Annotated in this window: 14 protein-coding genes and 1 tRNA gene; 13 read left to right on the forward strand and 2 right to left on the reverse strand. The window is 68.4% G+C overall.

The window, feature by feature from the left end:
- Nucleotides 1-95: 95 nt before the first annotated feature.
- From VHR41_09520 to VHR41_09535, 4 genes are all read left to right on the forward strand, one after another.
- Nucleotides 96-182, forward strand: a tRNA-Ser gene (locus tag VHR41_09520).
- A gap of 111 nt (nt 183-293) precedes the next feature.
- Nucleotides 294-2,999 (forward strand): protein kinase, encoded by a 2,706-nt coding sequence (locus VHR41_09525; protein HEX3234426.1) that lies wholly within the window; start codon nt 294-296, stop codon nt 2,997-2,999.
- Nucleotides 3,000-3,517: 518 nt separating this feature from the next.
- Nucleotides 3,518-3,898: a hypothetical protein gene (locus VHR41_09530; protein ID HEX3234427.1), complete on the forward strand. Its 381-nt coding sequence runs from the start codon at nt 3,518-3,520 to the stop codon at nt 3,896-3,898.
- Nucleotides 3,899-4,048: 150 nt separating this feature from the next.
- Nucleotides 4,049-6,253, forward strand: coding sequence for an MMPL family transporter (locus VHR41_09535; protein HEX3234428.1), 2,205 nt, complete (start codon nt 4,049-4,051; stop codon nt 6,251-6,253).
- Here the strand turns inward: VHR41_09535 and VHR41_09540 are convergent.
- Nucleotides 6,250-6,825, reverse strand: a complete 576-nt coding sequence (locus VHR41_09540) for a chemotaxis protein CheB (protein ID HEX3234429.1) — start codon at nt 6,823-6,825, stop codon at nt 6,250-6,252. The genes VHR41_09535 and VHR41_09540 overlap by 4 nt on opposite strands.
- Nucleotides 6,826-7,009: 184 nt before the next feature.
- Here VHR41_09540 and VHR41_09545 point away from each other — a divergent pair, with 184 nt between their 5' ends.
- The 4 genes from VHR41_09545 (at nt 7,010) to VHR41_09560 (ending at nt 11,978) form a co-directional block, all read left to right on the forward strand.
- A complete protein-coding gene (locus tag VHR41_09545; GenBank protein ID HEX3234430.1) occupies nt 7,010-7,603 on the forward strand; it encodes a PH domain-containing protein in 594 nt (197 codons plus the stop codon).
- The gene (locus VHR41_09550) at nt 7,587-8,600 is read left to right on the forward strand and encodes an ADP-ribosylglycohydrolase family protein (GenBank protein ID HEX3234431.1); all 1,014 of its coding nucleotides are present in this window, start codon (nt 7,587-7,589) and stop codon (nt 8,598-8,600) included. Before VHR41_09545 ends, VHR41_09550 begins: the two co-directional genes overlap by 17 nt.
- A gap of 50 nt (nt 8,601-8,650) precedes the next feature.
- Nucleotides 8,651-9,613, forward strand: coding sequence for a cysteine synthase A (cysK, locus tag VHR41_09555; protein HEX3234432.1), 963 nt, complete (start codon nt 8,651-8,653; stop codon nt 9,611-9,613).
- 208 nt (nt 9,614-9,821) lie between these two features.
- Nucleotides 9,822-11,978, forward strand: coding sequence for a glutamine synthetase III (locus tag VHR41_09560; GenBank protein ID HEX3234433.1), 2,157 nt, complete (start codon nt 9,822-9,824; stop codon nt 11,976-11,978).
- Between the two features lie 54 nt (nt 11,979-12,032).
- Here the strand turns inward: VHR41_09560 and VHR41_09565 are convergent, their stop codons facing one another.
- Nucleotides 12,033-12,491, reverse strand: coding sequence for a hypothetical protein (locus tag VHR41_09565; protein ID HEX3234434.1), 459 nt, complete (start codon nt 12,489-12,491; stop codon nt 12,033-12,035).
- Nucleotides 12,492-12,671: 180 nt separating this feature from the next.
- On the opposite strand from VHR41_09565, the gene VHR41_09570 reads away from it, so the two are divergent.
- The 5 genes from VHR41_09570 to VHR41_09590 are packed head-to-tail and all read left to right on the forward strand — an operon-like array spanning nt 12,672 to nt 18,590.
- Nucleotides 12,672-14,027: an aspartate aminotransferase family protein gene (locus tag VHR41_09570; protein ID HEX3234435.1), complete on the forward strand. Its 1,356-nt coding sequence runs from the start codon at nt 12,672-12,674 to the stop codon at nt 14,025-14,027.
- Complete coding sequence (locus tag VHR41_09575; protein HEX3234436.1) at nt 14,024-15,598, forward strand: aldehyde dehydrogenase family protein; 1,575 nt, start codon at nt 14,024-14,026, stop codon at nt 15,596-15,598. The genes VHR41_09570 and VHR41_09575 overlap by 4 nt, the downstream gene beginning before the upstream one ends.
- Nucleotides 15,595-16,920, forward strand: a complete 1,326-nt coding sequence (locus VHR41_09580) for an acetyl ornithine aminotransferase family protein (GenBank protein ID HEX3234437.1) — start codon at nt 15,595-15,597, stop codon at nt 16,918-16,920. The genes VHR41_09575 and VHR41_09580 overlap by 4 nt, the downstream gene beginning before the upstream one ends.
- Nucleotides 16,917-17,825 carry a CoA-transferase gene (locus VHR41_09585; GenBank protein ID HEX3234438.1) on the forward strand — a complete coding sequence of 303 codons (909 nt, stop codon included), beginning with the start codon at nt 16,917-16,919 and terminating at the stop codon, nt 17,823-17,825. Before VHR41_09580 ends, VHR41_09585 begins: the two co-directional genes overlap by 4 nt.
- The gene (locus tag VHR41_09590; protein ID HEX3234439.1) at nt 17,826-18,590 is read left to right on the forward strand and encodes a CoA-transferase; all 765 of its coding nucleotides are present in this window, start codon (nt 17,826-17,828) and stop codon (nt 18,588-18,590) included.
- Nucleotides 18,591-18,596 lie beyond the last annotated feature (6 nt).

Raw genomic sequence — 18,596 nt, forward strand, 5'->3', positions numbered from 1 at the left:
GTTCGCCGCCAGACTTGGCGCTGCGGGAGGCCGCTGCTGCAAAAGTCGACGGCGACGATGTAGACTTCCCGCCGGAACACAGCCGAATCGCATCAGGACAGGTGTCCGAGTGGCTGAAGGAGCCGGTCTCGAAAACCGGTAAGGGGGCAACCCCTTCGAGGGTTCGAATCCCTCCCTGTCCGTTGCTGGTGCCCGTTTCTCACGTCGCTATCGTTTCCCACCGCTGCTCGTCGCTACCCATCGCTTGGACCAAGCGATATGCTTGGCGGCGCACCCTCCATAGCAGGCCGTGAATGGCAGACCTCCGCGAGCAGCTCCAGAGCGGGTTGGCTGACCGCTACCGCATCGAGCGTGAGCTTGGGCGCGGTGGGATGGCCACGGTCTACCTCGCGCAGGACCTCCGCCACAAGCGGCCGGTTGCGCTCAAAGTCCTGCACCCGGAACTGGCCTTGACGCTCGGTCCCGAGCGCTTCCAGCGCGAGATCGAGACCGTCGCCCGGCTCCAGCACCCCCACATCCTCACCGTACACGATTCCGGGGAGTCGGCCGGGCAGGTCTGGTATACCATGCCCTACGTGGAAGGCGAATCGCTGCGGGACCGGCTCCGCCGCGAGCGACAGCTGCCGCTGGCGGACGCCCTCCAGATCACCCTGGAAGTGGCCGACGCGTTGGGCTATGCCCACCGGCACGGGATCGTCCACCGAGACATCAAGCCCGAAAATATTCTCCTGACCGAGGGCCACGCGCTGGTGGCCGATTTTGGCGTGGCTCGCGCGCTCGTGAGCGCCGGCGGGGCGCAGCTGACCGAGACCGGCAGCGCGGTGGGCACGCCGGCCTATATGAGCCCAGAGCAGTCGATGGCGGACCGGAGCCTCGATGGCCGCTCCGACCTCTACAGCGTGGGATGCGTGCTCTACGAGATGCTCACCGGGGAGGCCCCGTATACCGGCCCCTCGGCCCAGGCCGTCATCGCCAAGCGCCTGATGGACCCCGTGCCGTCGGCACGCAGACTTCGGGAAACCGTTCCAGCCGGGGTAGATGAGGCCCTGCAGCGAGTCTTGGCCAAGGCTCCGGCCGACCGATTCGTCACGGCGGCCGAGTTCGCTCGGGCGCTGCAAGCGGGCGTCGCCTCACCGGCGGCAATCCCGACTGTGCCGCCGGCTTCCGTTGCGTGGGCAGGGAGACGCCGCTCGGTGGCCCCGGATGGGACGTACCGGCGAAGGATGCCGGTGGTCGCGGCGGCACTAGGCCTCGGGTTCGTCATCGGGCTTGGCGTGTTGTTCGCCTGGCGGCGGAGTCACCCGCGCCCGGAGGAAACCGGCGATGCCAAGGTGCTGGCGGTGCTCCCGTTCGAGAACCTGGGCGACTCGTCGCAGGCTTACTTCGCTGACGGCGTGGGCGATGAGGTCCGGGGCAAGCTGTCGCAGCTCGGTGGCGTCGCGGTCATCGCCCGGACCAGCTCGAACGGGTACCGGCACACGAGCAAGCCCCCGCAGCAGATCGCCCACGAACTGGGGGCCGAGTACCTGCTAACCGCCACCGTCCGTTGGGAAAAGCATCCTGATGGCACCAGTCAGGTCAGGGTCAGTCCCGAGTTGGTCCGGGTCACCCCCGGCGCGGCTCCGACAACGAGGTGGCAACAGGGATTCGATGCGGCGCTGACCGACGTGTTTCAGGTGCAGGCGGAGATCGCTGGCCAGGTGGCACAGGCGCTCAATGTCGCGCTCGGTGACAGCGCCAAGCACCAACTCGCCACGCGGCCGACGCAGAGCCTCCCTGCCTACGACGCCTTCCTGCGGGGCGAGGCCGCCACGCAGGGGATGACCACGCTCGACCCGAAGAGTCTCCGCCAGGCGATTGCGGCCTACGAGCAGGCGCTGGCGCTTGATTCGACCTTTGTCGAGGCGTGGGCGCAGCTCAGCCGGGCAGAGGCATATCTGTATTCCAGTCTCTCGGCCATCCCGGCCACCGGTGATGCGGCCCGCCGCGCCGCCGAGCGCGCACTGACGCTCGCCCCTACGCGCTCCGAGGGCCACCAGGCCCTTGGCGCGTACTACGGTTACGTAGTCGCGGATAAGCCCCGTGCCTACGCCGAGGACAGCACGGCACTCGCCCTGGCACCGGGTAACGCCGACATTCTCTGGGCCGTGGGGTTCGACGAACACGCGCTCCAGCGATGGGAGGCGGCACGCTCACACCTGGAACAGGCGGTCCGGCTCAATCCCCGCTCAAGCATTACCGTCCACCAGCTCGGGCTACTGTTGGTTTGTCTCCGCCAATATCCCGAGGCCGAGCGGGTTCTCGATCACACGCTCCAGCTCCTCCCGGCGGACCTTATAGTGCGCGAGGATCGGGCGATAGCGGCGCTGGCGCAGGGCGACCTCGCCCAGGCCCAGGCCATCATTAATGCAGCCCCCAAGGAGGTGGATCCCACGGCGCTGGTCGCGTCCGTGGCGAGCTACCTGGACCTCGTCTGGGTGCTGGACGAGGCCCAGCAGCGGCTGCTGCTGCGGCTAAGGCCCAGCGCGTTCGACGACAATCGCGCGAGCTGGGGGATCATGCTCGCCCAGACCTATGCCGTCCAGGACGACACGGCCAAGGAGCGCGTGTACGCTGATTCGGCCCGTCTAGCCTACGAGCAGCAGCTTGACGACTCGTCCCAGGGTTCCTCGACCACCACCTCGACATTCGACACTCAGCGACTCGCCTTCCTCGGTCTCGCGCTCGCCTACCTAGGAAACAAGGCCGCGGCGATCCGGGAAGGCCAGCGCGGCGTGGCGCTGTCCCCAATCAGCCGCGATGCTTTTGTGGGACCCTACATCCAGCTTCAGCTCGCCCGCATCTACATCCTCGTCGGCGAGCCCGAGAAGGCCCTCGACCAACTGGAGCCGCTGCTCAAGATCCCCTACTACCTCTCGCCCGGCTGGCTCCGGATCGATCCCAACTTCGCCCCGCTCCGGGGCAGCCCGCGCTTCGAGCGGCTGGTAAAGGGGCCGTAGTATTCACCAGGGATCGCGGTTGAGGTTAGGCTTGGGTTAGGATTGCGCGAAAGTCGCAGCCGAATTTCCTTTCGCCTGTCGACAGGCCTGGATGGGATTCGGAGGCACTTGCGCTCTGCGCGAAAGCTGTGCTTTCGCGGTGTTGGTCTCGAAAACCGGTATACCCGTAAGGGTATCGTGGGTTCGAATCCCGCCCTGTCCGTTTATTCTCCCGTCACGTCGTACTAAACCCTTGGCCGCACCATCGCCCTGGCCGTCCCGTCAGCCGTGGCGAGCCCTGCGCCACGCACAGGCGAGTTCGCCAGACGAGTATGCCTCCTCGACATTCTCTGCTTGGCTGGATCACACTCCTGCTGCTGGCAGCATGCGGCCGTTCTCCCGCCGGCTCTCCCCCTCCCGCTCCGCAGAACAAGCCGGCCGTCTTCCGCCTCGAGGTCCTTTCCGCCTCGTTCAAGGAGGATAGCGCCCGAGCTCTCCCCATAGGGTGGCCCAGATTCCGGTCAGACCCTGTGTTGTCAGTGGAAGTACCGGATCTACGGCCGGGCGATATCCTGCTGGTGACATCCGGCTATACCGTGATCAATGAGGTCGAGGGCACCAATATCGGGCTCGCGACGAGCATCTATCTGGCCGACCATTCCGGCGGCTTCAAGAGCGGTGATCGAGAGATCCTGGTGCTCGGCTCACCCAACATCGTGCAGTGGCGACCTCTGTTCCAGCACTATGCCACACCGACGTTGACCGCGGTCTACCGAGTCGCATCGGGCGACGAAAAGCTACGGTACATCAACCTTGTCACCTGGATCGGCACCGACGACCCGAAGGCCCGAGGCCGTTCGAACGTTCTGCAGCGGGCTCGGTTGGACGTGATGCACTTCTCTCAGTTGAAGCATCCCTGAACCGTCCCGGTGCCGCGAGGCGCAGTGCCGGACTTCCTCCCGCTCCTGTTCACGACTTGATTGCCGATGGCAGCGGCGTACCGTCGAGCCGCGGCCGGTCCCGGTGTTGCAGGAGGGCGCACGAGTCGTTCCACCCGCCTCTGCTGGATTGTGATCGCCGCCTGGATCGTGATCGGCGTGGCGGCTGGCTTCCGCGCGCCCCACACCCCTAGGCTGCTGGCCGGCCGGGGCGGTAGCAAGCTGCCCAGTGAGTCGCAGTGGGCTGACTCGCTCGTGGCGGTCCGATTCCCCCGGCCGGTGGCCGAGCTCTTCGCGGTGACGGTGACCGCACCCGGGCCTTTCGATCGGTCCGGTCCCCGGCTGGTGCGCGACTCACTGCTCGCCGCGCTCGGTCGGCAGCCCTACGTCCGGGGCACGCTGTCGCGCCGCTCGGCGGAGGATTCCACCTTCCAGAGCCGCGACCAGCGGACCGCTCTCTTCCTCATCGCGTTTCAACTGCCGCCCGAGCGCCTCGGTCCGCTGGTGGATCCGGTCCGCGACGTCCTGCGCCGGACGCTGACCCGGCTGCCGGGAGGCTCCGGCTATCGGGTGCTAGTCACCGGCCGCTCGCCGCTCGACCTGGATGAGCGCCGCCTGATCGCGGACGACAGTCGGCGGGGTGAGCTACGCGTGCTCCCGCTGACGTTGACCATCCTCGTCCTCGCCTTCGGTGCGGTGGCGGCGGCCATGCTGCCGCTCGGCATCGGCGTGCTGGGCGTACTGGTCGCGCTGGCGGTGATCGGGCTGCTCGCCAATGTGTTCGAGCTCTCGGTGGTGGCCTTGACCATCGTGACCATGATCGGCCTCGGAGTGGGTATCGATTATTCGCTGCTGGTGGTGACCCGGTTCCGGGAGGAGCTGGCTACCGGGCTGACTCCGACGGCGGCCGTGGGCCGGACGGTGCGGACCGCTGGCCGGGCCGTCGCGGTCTCGGGAGCCACGGTCATTCTGGGCTTCGTCGCGCTGTTGCCGACCCCGCTGCTGGAGACTCGGACCGTGGGGTGCGCCGGGATCGTCGCCGTGCTGGTGATGATGCTGCTGACCACCACGCTGCTGCCCGCGATGCTGGCGCTCGCCGGCTCGCGGATCGACTGGCCCCGCTGGCTCGCGCGGCGCCTCGCCTGGTACCATGGCCGACGCGGCTGGGAATGGTGGGCCCGCACGATCGGCCGGCGGCCCGCGGCCTCGCTCGCCGCCGGGCTGGTGCTCCTGGCGCTGCTGGTTTACCCCGTGCTCCACATCCGGATCGGCCTGCCCGCCCGCGACTGGTGGCCGGCCGGAACCGAGGCGGGGCAAGGGGCCATGATGCTGGAGCGGATGGGGCTGGCCGGGGTGATCCAGCCGATCCACGTGGTGGTCGAGCTGCCGCAGGGACAACGATTCGGCTCGGCACGGGCGCTCCGGGGGCTTCGGGTCCTCTCCGACTCGCTCAAGTCCGATCCCCGCATCAGCACCGTGAAGAGCATCGTCGATCTCAAGCCCGGGACGTCTCTCCTGGCCTATTCGCTGCTCTACAGCGATCTGAAGGCCGCACGGCAGGAGTATCCGGACTTCCTCGATGCCTACCTCAGCCAGGATGCCGCCACGGCACTGGTCGACGTCGTCGTGTCGGACACCACATCGCTCACGTCGGTGATGGACGTTGTGCGCCACATTCGGAGGCTGGGCAACGCTGGCGCGCGAGGGCTGGCGGGCGCGCGCATCTCGGTCGGTGGCTACGCCGCTTCCAACGTGGACTTCCAGCAGGAGCTGTTGCGCCGCTTCCCCATCCTGATCGCGCTGATCCTGGGCTCGACCGCCGTCATGTTGGGGCTGGTCTTCCGCTCGGTGCTGATCCCGATCAAGGCGATCGTGCTGAACACCCTGTCCGTCGCGGCTACCTTCGGCATGATCGTGCTGGTGTTTCAGGATGGATTCGGGTCCCGGTACCTGGGACTGAGCGGCCCCACGGCGGCCATCTTCGTAGTCGTCCCGGTGACCGTGTTCGCCGCCGTGTTCGGGCTCAGCATGGACTACGAGGTCTTCCTGCTGAGCCGGATACGCGAGGAGTTCATCCGCACCGGCGATCCCACCCGGGCCACCACCGACGGCCTCAGCGCGATTGCGTCAACCATCACCTCCGCTGCGCTGATCATGGTGATCGTGTTCGGCTACTTCGCGTTCGCCAACGTGCTCCTGCTGCAGTTCCTGGGCTTCGGGCTGGCGGTGGCGGTGTTCCTGGACGCCACCCTGATCCGGATGCTTCTGGTGCCGGCAATCATGAACATGGCGGGACGCTGGAACTGGTGGCCCGGTGTACGGGACAGGGCAGGCTAGTCGCTGGAGCTCGGGCCAAGGCTCCCGGTCTGGACCAGCCGGATCAGCGCGGGCCCGATCGCTTCCAGCGGGAGCACCGCGTCGGCGTGGCTGGTCGCGATCGTCGCTCTGGGCATCGAGAAGACCTGAGAGGTGGCCTCGTCCTGCGCCAGCACCACCCCACCCGCGAGGCCGACCGAGCGGGCCCCCTCCGCACCGTCATCGCCGCCGCCGGTCAGAACGACCGCGATGACCCGGTCGCGATGGACCTCGGCGGCGGTGAGGAAGAGTGGGTCCGCGGCGGAGTGGGTGTGGTGAATAAGGGTGCCGTCGTCGGCCAGGCCGAACGTGCCGTCGGGGGTGATCGAGAGGTGTCGGTCGGGCGGCGCCAGGTAAATGGTTCCGGGTTGCGGAGCCTCCCCGGCTTCCGCCGTCTTCACGCACAGTGTGGTATAGCGGCCGAGGACGTGCGCGAGCATGTTGGGGAGGTGGGTCGAGCGGTGCTGGACCACGGCCACGGGCACCGGAAACCATGCGGGCAGCCCGCTAAGAATGGTGCCGAGCGCATCCACACCGCCGGCGGATGCGGCCATCACGACCAGGTCGAAACGTCGAGTGGTCTCGCTGCTTGACCTGGGCGAGGCGGAGCCTGGAGCCATAACGGCCTTCTACCTGAGCCACCAGGCGGGGAGAGAATGTGGCGAGAGCTGATAATATACCTCATTTGACCGGGCCCCGCCCGGCTTCTGCTGCTTTCCCGACGGATCGTGAGCACCCATGGCCTCACTCGACGCGCAGCTTCTGGCCGACGAGCAGATCGTCCGGCGCGCCCGGCCCCACTGGATCGTGTTCGGAGGGCCCCTCCTCCTCGGGCTGGCCGGCGTGGCGCTCGGCGTCGCCCTCCAGGTCACCCAGCGCCACTACTGGTACGTCGGCGCGGGCGTGGTTGGACTGGCGCTGCTCGGCGCGATCGGCCCGACGCTCCGCTACCTGAGCTCCGAGTTCGCTATCACCGATAAGCGCATCGTGGCGCGGTTCGGGCTGCTGCACCGCCGGTCGCTGGAGACCCTGCTGAGCAAGATCGAGGCGATCGAGGTGGAGCAGGACCTCACCGGCCGGCTGTTCGGCTATGGCACATTGGTCGTTATCGGCACCGGCGGTACCCGGGAAAGCATCCCCCGGATTCCCGCGCCGCTGGAGTTTCGCCGGGACGTGCAGAGCCAGATCGTGGCGTTGGACGACCGCCGCTCCCGCGCAGCCGCGCCGCAGGCTGCCCTACGCGAAGAGCGTGAGTGTCCCTACTGCGCCGAGCGGATCCTGACGCGCGCCAGGATCTGCCGGTTCTGCGGGCGGGATGTCGAGCCCCTCTGACGCGCTGGTCGGCTGCATCGTCGGCCAGGCACTGGGTGACGCGCTCGGCTTCGTGGTGGAGGCGGAGCCGCCCGAGGTGGCCGAGGAATACGTCCGCGGGTGCCTCCTGGCGGGCCGTGCCGGCGAGCGGACGCCCAGAGGCTTCGGCTTTGGCCAGTACACCGACGACACCCAGCTCGCCCGCGAGCTCCTGAGGAGCTTTGCCGAGAGTGCCGGCTGGAGCCCGGCTGCGTTCGCAATCCGTCTGTCGGACCTCTTCCGTGACGGACTGGATATCGGCGCGGGCCCGGGCACTCGGGCGGCAGCCGGCCGGCTCCTCCACGGGGTTCCCTGGACGGAATCGGGCACGCCCGCGCCCTATGCCGGAAACGGGAGCGCCATGCGCGCGGGTCCGCTCGGCCTGCTCTTTCCCGGCAAGCCCGACGAGATGCAGCGGGCGGTCCGGGAGCAGAGCCGGATCACCCACCTCGATCCCAGGTCGGCGGCAGGGGCAGCAGCCGTGGCGGGGGCGGTTGCGCTGGCCAGCGAGTCTGGCCCGATCGTCCGCGAGGAATTCCTCGAGCGGCTGGCCGACTGGACCGCGCCGGAGGATGCCTCCATGGCGGATGCCATCCGCGGGCTGCACGAGTGGGCCAGCCTCGCACCCGATGCCGCCGCACAGCATCTGCACCGCGCCGGCCTCGACCCGGCCCATACGGGTGCCTGGATGGGGATCTCGGCGTTCGTCGTCCCCAGCGTGCTGTGGAGTCTCTACGCCTTCCTCCGCTCCCCGGACGACTACTGGACCACCGTCTGCACCGCCATCCGGGTCGGCGGGGACACCGATACCATGGCCGCCATGGCTGGCGCGGTAAGCGGCGCGCGGCTCGGTGTGGCTGCCATGCCGGAGCCGCTGGTGCAGGTACTCAACGACCGCGGCACCTGGCGGGCAAAGGAGCTGGCCCAGGTCGCGCGCGACTGCGCGCGGGTTCTCACCTCCTCCGGCCGCGTGTTATAGTTGCCGGCAGCGTCTCCTCCGTTCGCTGCCATTCGCCCGCCGAGGCCGTCATGCCCCACGGCAGGATCTACCAGGATGTGGTCGAGACCGTCGGGAACACGCCGCTCATCAGGCTGAACCGGTTGGGCGCCGGTCTGCCGGGGCGGATCGTGCTGAAGCACGAGGGCTACAATCCGTTCAACTCGGTGAAGGACCGGATCGGCGCCGCGATGATCAACGACGCGGTCGAGAAAGGGCGTCTCCGGCCCGGCATGATCATCGTGGAGGCCACCAGCGGCAACACCGGCATCGGGCTGGCCTACGTCGCGGCCGTCCGGGGCTATCGCTGCATCTTCACCATGCCGGAGACGATGACGCTGGAGTGCCGGCACATGCTCCGCGCGCTGGGCGCCAAGGTCGTGCTCACCGAAGGGCCCAAGAGCATGAAGGGGGCGATCGCGCGGGCAGAAGAGATCCTGGACCAACTGGGAGATCGCGGGTGGATGCCGCGCCAGTTCGACAACCCGGCCAACCCGGCCGTCCACTACGCCACCACCGGCCCGGAGATCTGGACCGACACCGAGGGGAAGATCGACGTCTTCGTCTCCGGGGTGGGGACCGGCGGCACCATCACCGGCGCGGGACGCTACCTGCGGGAGAAGCATCCGGGCATTCACATCGTGGCGGTGGAACCGGCGGAGAGCCCGGTTCTGTCCGGCGGACAGCCGTCGTCCCACAAGCAGCAGGGAATCGGCGTGGGGTTCATCCCAGGCAACCTCGACACCAGGATCTACGACGAGGTGATCCGGGTCGGCAACGACGACGCGATCGCCACCACCCGCCGGCTGGCCCGCGAGGAGGCGATCTTCGCCGGGATCTCCACCGGCTCGATCACCTGGGCCGCACTGCAGGTGGCGGGACGGGCGGAGAACGCCGGGAAGCTGATCGTCTCCATCACCTGCGACTTCGGGGAACGCTATCTCTCGAATCCGGTCTACTCGGAGCTGGGGGAGGTGGAGGTGGAGATAGGGTAGGCAGGGTGGGGCAAGGTGGGGCAGGGTGAGGCAGGGTGGGGCAAGGTGAGGCAGAGTGGGGCAAGGTGAGGCAGAGTGGGGCAAGGGAAAAAGTTGAACGCTCTCTACCCTCCGCACGCAGCCTCACCTCACCCTGCCTCACCTTGCCCCACCTTCCCCATTATCTTCCGCCTTTTCCCATCCACCCCCATTCGAGGCCCACGCTCACGTGACCACTCCTGCACGCACCCTTCTCGGGGCACCCAACCCGCCCGAGCGGGTCGACACCATCTTCGGCGCCGACATTTTCTCCCCCGCCGTAATGCGCCAGCGACTTCCTAAAGAGGTCTACCGCAGCCTGCTCCGCACCATCCAAAAGGGCGAGCCGCTCGACCCCGCCGTCGCTGATGTCGTCGCCGCCTGCATGAAGGATTGGGCCATCGAGAACGGCGCCAGTCACTACACCCATTGGTTTCAGCCGCTCACCGGCCTCACCGCCGAGAAGCACGATTCGCTGGCCGCGCCGGACGGGAACGGGGGCGTGGTGTTCAACTTCTCCGGCTCCGAGCTGGTGCAGGGCGAGCCGGACGCCTCCAGCTTCCCCTCCGGCGGCATCCGGGCCACCTTCGAGGCCCGCGGCTACACCGCCTGGGACGCCACCAGTCCCGCGTTTCTCATGCGGGGCGACAACAACGTCACCCTCTGCATTCCGACCGCGTTCGTCTCCTGGACCGGCGAGGCGCTCGACACCAAGATCCCGCTGCTCCGCTCGGTCGAAGCGCTCTCTCGCCAGGCCGTTCGGATCCTCAAGATCTTCGGCACCGATGAGGGCGTTTCCCGGGTCTACACCACGGTGGGCGCGGAGCAGGAGTATTTCCTGGTTGACCGGGACCTCTACTTCAAGCGTCCTGATCTGCTGATCTCCGAGCGTACCCTCTTCGGTGCCAAGCCGCCCAAGGGACAGCAGCTGGAGGACCACTACTTCGGCACCATCCCGCGCCGGGTCCTGGCGTTCATGGCGGAAGCGGAGAACGAGCTCTACCGCCTCGGCGTACCGGTCAAGACCCGGCACAACGAAGTGGCCCCGGGTCAGTACGAGATCGCGCCGCTGTTCGAGCCCAGCCACATCGCGAGCGACCACCAGATGCTGATCATGGAGACGCTCAAGCGGGTGGCGCCGCGCTACGGCCTCCAGGCGTTGCTGCACGAGAAGCCGTTCGCCGGAGTGAACGGGTCCGGCAAGCACAACAACTGGTCGATGTCCACCAACACCGGAGTCAACCTGCTGGATCCCCAGGACGAGACCCACACCAACATGCAGTTCCTGGTGTTCCTGGTGGCCACCATCCGGGCGGTGGACCTGCATGCGGATCTGCTGCGTGCGTCCATAGCCTCGGCCGCCAACGACCACCGGCTCGGGGCCAACGAGGCGCCTCCGGCGATCATCTCCATCTTCCTGGGGAAGATGTTGACCGACATCCTGGAGCAGGTGGAGCGCGGTCTGCCCAAGCGGACCATTCGTGGAGGGACCCTGGATCTCGGGGCCACCACGCTGCCTCAGCTGCCGCGCCACTCGGGCGACCGCAATCGCACCTCGCCGTTCGCCTTCACCGGCAACAAGTTCGAGTTTCGCGCGGTAGGATCGAGCGCCAGCATCGCGTGGCCCAACACGGTGCTCAACACCATCGTGGCGGAGTCGCTCGACTACGTGGCCGGCGAGCTGGAGCGCGCGGTCGGTGGCCGGCCCACGCCGGTCCGGCTGCAGGCGGCAGTCCTCTCGGTGCTCAAGAAGCTGATCAAGCAGCACAAGCGGGTCATCTTCGATGGCGACAACTACTCCGAGGAGTGGCACGCGGAAGCGGCCACCCGTGGCCTGCCCAACCTCAAGGACTCGGTGGCCGCCTTCCAGGTCCTGCGCGCCCGGAAGAACGGCGACCTGTTCCGCAAGTATGGTGTGCTCACCAAGCCGGAGTACGACTCCCGGATCCACGTCGCCATCGAGAAGTACGTGAAGCAGCTGGGAATCGAGGCGGAAACGATGGTGACCATCGCCAAGTCGCAGATCCTGCCCGCGGCGCTGGCGCACCAGCGGCGGGTGGCGGACGCGGTGGCCGCGACCAAGGGAGCGGGCGTCAATGACGCCGATTCGGTCCAGGCGCTCCGCGAGCTGGTCGATCTGGTGAGCGAGTTCCGGGCGCGCACGGCGGAGGTCGAGCGGCTGGCGGCCCATCACGAGAGCGATGGGGCCCGCCACGCGGCCCAGATCAACGGCGAGCTCAAGCCGGCAATGGCGCGTCTCCGGGAGAGCGGCGATACGCTGGAGACCCTCGTCGCGGCCGACCTGTGGCCGCTACCGGTCTACCGGGATCTGTTGTTCTTGAAGTGAGGTTGCGAGAAGCGCTGCCAGCCTCCGTGGCACACTGCCACGGAGGCTGGCTCGTTACACGGGCCAGGTGGCCGGCCGCACCTTGGTGAGCAGAAAGAGCTCCGACGGAATTCCCGCTGGCGTCAGGACGCCGGCCATCGCCTGGAAGGCCAGGATCTCCTCCGGGGAGGTATCGGGATCGAAGTAGACCGCCAGCGCCTCGACCAGCACGGCCCGGTCCGGGCGGGTAAGCCCTTCGATCCAGGGGTTGGGCTCCGACATCCGGCGGGTCTCCAGCCGGACCCGGACCGCACCATCCAGCCAGCAGGGGAGCGTCGCCAGCTCGGTGAGCATAGGCTCACTCAGGAGCAAGCTCTCACCACTGGGAGTCACGGCACCGAATCGCAGTTTGCCGCGCTCGTTGCGGCGGTGAATGACGGTGCCCCAGCGGAAGCGGGGAAGCCCCTGCTGGTACCAGTCCAGAACACGGTGGAGTTGCTCGCGCAGCTCTTCGACGACCAGAGGTGATTGCATGATCGGCTACCACAGTGGAAAAGGTTGCCGGAATCGCCCAGGGGAAGGCGGTAACCGCCACATTCTGCAGAATGCGGGCCAATTCGCCCGCCGGGCGCCCCTGGCGCCGCCTTCCGCGGGCAGGCACATTCCGCCCGCGGCCCCGGGAGCCCACCGACGGGGTCCGGCCGCGCCACCTCAATGACCAGCCACGCCTACCCGGACTCCCACGTCTTCTACCGGAAGCTGACGCGGTCCTATCCGCGCATCGTCCGGGGGGAAGGGTGCTGGCTGTTCGATGCGGAAGGCCGCCGCTACCTCGACGGATGCGGCGGCGCGTTCGTGGCGAATGTGGGCCATGGCGTCGGAGAGATCGCCGATGCGATGGCCCGGCAGGCCGCCCAACTGGCCTATGTGAACGGCACCGCGTTCACCCATGACGCTGTCGAGGAACTGGCCGCCGCGCTCGCCGCGCGCTCGCCGGGCGACCTGGAGCTGGTCTATCCCCTGTCCAGCGGGTCCGAGGCGGTGGAAGCCGCCCTCAAGCTGGCCCGCCAGTATTGGGTCGAGGCAGGCTGCACCGGCAAGCACAAGGTCATCGCCCTCACACCGGGCTACCACGGGAACACGCTCCTCGCCCTCTCCGCTTCCGGCCGGGAGCACTACCGAACCTACTTCCACGAATGGCTGGTGGACGTGGTGCGGGTCCCCGCACCGTACCCCTACCGATGCGAATGTGCGGGTTCGCCGCCGTACTGCCCGGCCTGCAGCGGGGAGGCGGTGGAAGCCGCGATCGTCGGTCAGGGCAGCGCCAGCGTGGCCGCGGTCATCGCCGAGCCGGTGGGCGGATCTTCGACCGGGGCCTCGGTCCCGCCGCCCGAGTACTGGCGGCGGGTTCGTGAGGCCTGCACCCGGCACTCGGTGCTGCTGATCGCGGACGAGGTGCTCACGGGGGCGGGCCGAACCGGAACGTGGTCAGCGCTGGAGCCGTACGGAGTGGTGCCGGACCTGATGACGCTGGGCAAGGGCATCAGTGGCGGCTATGCTCCGCTGTCGGCCGTGATCGCGCCGCGGCGGCTGGTGGACGTGCTGGCCGGCGGGTCGGGCGGGCTGCTTCATGCGCAGACCTACTCCCATCATCCCGTGCTGTGTGCGGCTGGTGTGGCCACCCTGCGCTATCTGCGTCACCACAAGCTGGTCGAGCGATGCGCCGCGATGGCGCCGCTCTTCCACGGGCGGCTGGCGGCGCTCAAAGATCTCCCGTTCGTGGGTGATGTGCGTGGCCGCGGGCTGCTGGCAGGCATCGAGTTCGTCGCCGACCAGTCCACCCGCGCCCCCTTCCCGCGCTCGGTCCGGTTCGCCGAGACGTTCGCCGCGGCGGCGCTGGATGCCGGCCTCGTGGTCTGGCCGAACGTGGGGCAGGCCGACGGCCGGGATGGGGATCTCGCCATGCTCGCGCCACCGTTCGTGGTGACCGAGTCAGAAATCGAGGAGATGGTCCGGCTCTTCGGGCAGGCGCTCCGCGCCACCGGGGAGCGGATCGGAGCGAGGCAATGACCGCGACGACCAAGATCACCTACACCTCGGCCAGCGGCGATCTGGCCGAATTCCACCGCCTGTTCGATCAGGCCCTGGACCGGGTCCGGGCGTCGGCCGGTGGGCGGCACCCGTTCTACATCGATGGCGAGGCGGTGGAGACCCGGCTGGAGCCGCTGGTGGACCGGTCCCCCATCGATACCGGTCTTGTCCTCGGCCGGTTCGCGGCCGCCCGACGGGAAGATGTGGACCGCGCGGTGGCCGCAGCCCATCGCGCGCAATCCGAGTGGGGCCGACGGCCCTGGCGCGAACGTCTGACCCGACTCCGACAGGCGGCCGGGCTGATACGGGAGCGGAAATACGATCTCGCGGCCGTGATGAGTCTCGAGGTCGGCAAGAGCCGGCTGGAAGCGATGGGTGACGCCGAGGAGTCGGCCGACCTGATCGACTACTACTGCCAGCAGGTGGAGGACGCGGACGGATTCGTCCGCCCGATGGGACGGATCACTCCGGTCGAGCGCAACACCGACGTTCTGCGGCCCTATGGCGTATTCGCCTGCATCGCGCCGTTCAACTTCCCGCTCGCACTGTCGGCCGGCATGTCCTCGGCCGCGCTGGCCGCCGGCAACGCGGTAGTCTACAAGCCGGCCGAGGACACACCATGGACCGGGCTCCGGCTGTACGAGGTCTATCGTGACGCGGGACTCCCGGCCGGTGTGTTCAACCTGCTGATCGGCCACCGGGAGGAGATCGGTGACCCCTTGTGGCAGCATCCCGGGGTGGACGGTGTGGTCTTCACCGGATCGAAGGCCGTCGGGATGCGGATTCACGCCGGGCTCGCAGGACGGTGGATCAAGCCCTGCCTGCTGGAGCTGGGCGGGAAGAACGCGGCCATCGTACTGCCAAGCGCCGATCTCGACGCGGCGGCGGAAGGAGTGATGCGCTCGGCGTTCAGCCTGCAGAACCAGAAATGCAGCGCCACCTCCCGGCTCTACGTCCATCGGGCGGTGGCGGAGCCGTTCGTGCAGCGACTCCTGGAGAAGACCCGCGCCATCCGCATGGGCGATCCCTCCGAGCGCGACGTCTTCTTCGGGCCGGTGATCAACCAGCGCGCGGTCGAGCGCTACGAGCGCGCCGCGGCGCAGGCCCGGGCCGAAGGGACCGTGCTGCTGGGTGGCGCGCGGCTCGCCGGCGGGATTTTCGACCGGGGACACTTCGTTGCCCCTACCATCGCCCGGGTTCCGCTCACCAGCTCGCTCTTCCGCGAGGAGCTCTTCGTCCCCATCCTCGCGGTCGGTGAGGTGGAGAGTCTCGACCAGGCGCTGTCCGAGACCAACGCCGTGGACTACGGGTTGACCGCCGGCATCTTCTCGGGCGAGCGGACCGAGGTCGAGCGCTTCTTCGACGAGGTCCAGGCCGGGGTCTGTTACGCCAACAAGCGCACCGGCGCCACCACGGGCGCCTGGCCCGGTGCCCAGCCGTTCTGCGGCTGGAAGGGCTCAGGCTCCACCGGCAAAGGCGGCTGCGGGCCGTACTACGTCGCCCAGTTCATGCGAGAGCAGAGTCGCACCATCATCGAGGAGCCAGCGTGAGAGACTATCCCCGAATCGTCGTCGCGCCGCCGGGTCCCCGGGCCAGGGAGATCGTCGACCGGGACGCCACCTGGACTTCCACCTGCTACATCAAGGAGTATCCCCTGGTGGTGGCGCGCGGACGGGGCGCGATGGTGGAGGACGTCGACGGGAACCGGTTCCTCGACTTCATGGCCGGCATCGCGGTCTCGTCCACCGGCTACGGGCATCCCAAGGTGGTAGCCGCCGTCAAGGACGCGGCCGACCGCTTCCTTCACATCTGCGGCTCCGACTTCTACTACGAGAGCATGGCCGTCCTCTGCGAGCGGCTGGCGCGGAGCGCTCCGGGTGCCTCGAAGAAACGGGTCTTTCTCACCAACTCCGGGACCGAGGCGGTCGAAGCCGCCATCAAGCTGGCCCGCTACGCCACGCGCCGCACCGCCATCATCGCGTTCCGCGGGGCGTTCCACGGCCGCACCACCGGCGCGGTGAGCCTCACCTCCAGCAAGGCTCGGCAGCACGCCGGCTTCGGACCCCTGCTCCCGGACGTGCATCACGTACCCTACGCCTACCGGTACCGGTGTCAGTGGTGCGCCGATCAGCCGGAGTGCACGCGGGGATGCATCGACGCGATCGAGCAGGAGCTCTTCAGCCGTCATCTCGATCCCCGCGACGTCGCCGCCATCTTCGTCGAGCCGATTCAAGGCGAGGGTGGTTACGTGGTGCCGCCGCCCGGCTGGCTCCGCTGGCTGCGCGAGATCTGCGATCGCCACGGCATCCTGCTGGTGGCCGACGAGGTTCAGTGCGGGGTCGGCCGCACCGGAAAGATGTGGGCCTGCGAGCACGAGGGCGTCGAGCCGGACATCCTGCTCACCGCCAAGGGGCTCGGCTCGGGCATGCCGATCGGGGCGATGATCGCCAAGGAATCGGTGACCACGTGGGAAAGTGGGTCCCATGGCTCGACGTTCGGCGGCAATCCGGTCTGCTGTGCCGCCGCGCTCGCGACACTGGATCTGGTCGAGGGCGGGCTCATGGCCAACGCCGTCACGATGGGCGAGCGCCTGCAGGCAGGGGTCCGGACCCTGGCGCAGAAGCATCAGTGCATCGGGGACGTACGCGGCGTCGGGCTCATGGTCGGGGTCGAGTTCGTGAAGAGCCGCGCGACGCGTGACCCCGCCCCCGAACTGGTGCACCATCTGGTGCAGCGCGCGTTCGAGCGCGGGCTCCTCCTGCTCGGCGCCGGCAAGAGCGCGCTCCGGCTGGCGCCACCGCTGGTGGTGGACGGCGAGGACGTGGACACGGCGCTGGGTATGATCGACACCATCCTGGACGAGCTCGATTGAGCGGTGGCTCTAAGGTCACCACCATGCGGGAGGCCATCGCCGCGCAGGTGCGCGATGGCGACACGGTGGTGATCGAGGGCTTCACCCATCTCATCTGCTTCGCGGCCGGCCATGAGATCATCCGCCAGCGCCGGCGGGATCTCACGCTCTGCCGGCTCACCCCCGACTTGATCTACGATCAGATGATCGCCGCCGGCTGCGCCCGCAAGCTGGTCTTCTCCTGGGCGGGGAATCCCGGGGCCGGCTCCCTGCACGCATTCCGCCGTGCGGTGGAGCGGGGCGAGCCCCCGCTCGAGATCGAGGAGTACTCCCACTTCGGCATGGTCGCGCGGTTGAGCGCCGGCGCCGCGCGACTCCCGTTCTGGACCATGCGCAACTACATGGGCACTGATCTTCCCGCCGCAAACCCCAGGATTCGGACGATCACCTGCCCCTATACCGGCGAGCTGCTGGCCACCGTGCCGGCGCTCAACCCGGATGTGACCATCGTGCACGCGCAGCGGGCCGATGCCGAGGGGAACACCCAGATCTGGGGCCTTCTTGGTGTGCAGAAGGAAGCGGCCTTCGCCTCGGACCGGGTGATCGTGGTGGTGGAGGAGCTGGTGGACGAGCGCGTCATCCGCGCCGATCCCAACCGGACGTTGATTCCCGGGATCGTGGTGGACGCGGTCGTGGTGGAACCCTGGGGCGCGCATCCCTCCTACGCTCAGGGTTACTACGACCGGGACAACGAGTTCTACGTCGCCTGGGAGGGGATCTCCCGAGACCAGGCGGCGCTCGGGCGCTATCTGGACGAGTTCGTGTACGGCGTGCCGGACCGGGCAGCCTACGTGGCCAAGTGCGGCGGGCTCGCGAGGCTTCGGGCGGGAGAGCAGGTGTGCGCGGGGGTGAACTATGGGTTTTAGGTGACCCACACTCCCAGCGAGATGATGGCCGCCGTCGCGGCTCGAGAGCTCAGGGACGGGGAGGTCGTCTTCGTCGGGATCGGGCTGCCCAACCTGGCCTGCAATCTCGCCCGGGCGCTGCATGCGCCCCGGCTGGTCCTCATTTACGAGTCGGGGGCCGTGGGCGCCGTGCCCGAGCGGCTGCCCGTCTCGATCGGCGACCCGTCGCTGGTCACCGGCTCCCTCATGGTCTGCGGGATGGCGGACGTCTTCCAATGTTTCCTGCAGAACGGCCGGATCGAGGTCGGTTTCCTGGGCGGCGCGCAGATCGACCGGTACGGCAACATCAACACGACCGTGGTGGGCGCCTACGAGCATCCGTCCGTCCGGCTGCCGGGAAGCGGCGGGGCCGCCGAGATCGCCATTCACGCGCGCCGGACGCTGGTGATCAGCCGGCTCAACCGCCGCGCGTTTCCCGAGCGCGTCGACTTCGTCACCAGCCCGGGCCACCGGGTCGATGGTCACACTCGCCGTGAGCTCCGCATGCCCGGCGCCGGTCCGGTCAAGGTGGTCACTGACAAGGCCATCCTCGAGGCCGAGCCGGACACGGGCGAGCTCGCACTCGCCTCACTCTACCCCGGGGTCACCGCTGACGAGGTCCGGGATGGCGTCGGCTGGCCGCTCCGGGTCCGCCCCCAGCTCGGCGCGGTCGATCCGCCCACCGACCGCGAGCTCCGCCTGCTGCGTGACGTGCTGGATCCTCAGCGTCTCTTCCTCAAGGCTTGAGCCCAC

The organism is Gemmatimonadales bacterium (genome assembly GCA_036265815.1).
GTDB lineage: Bacteria > Gemmatimonadota > Gemmatimonadetes > Gemmatimonadales > GWC2-71-9 > CAVVWJ01.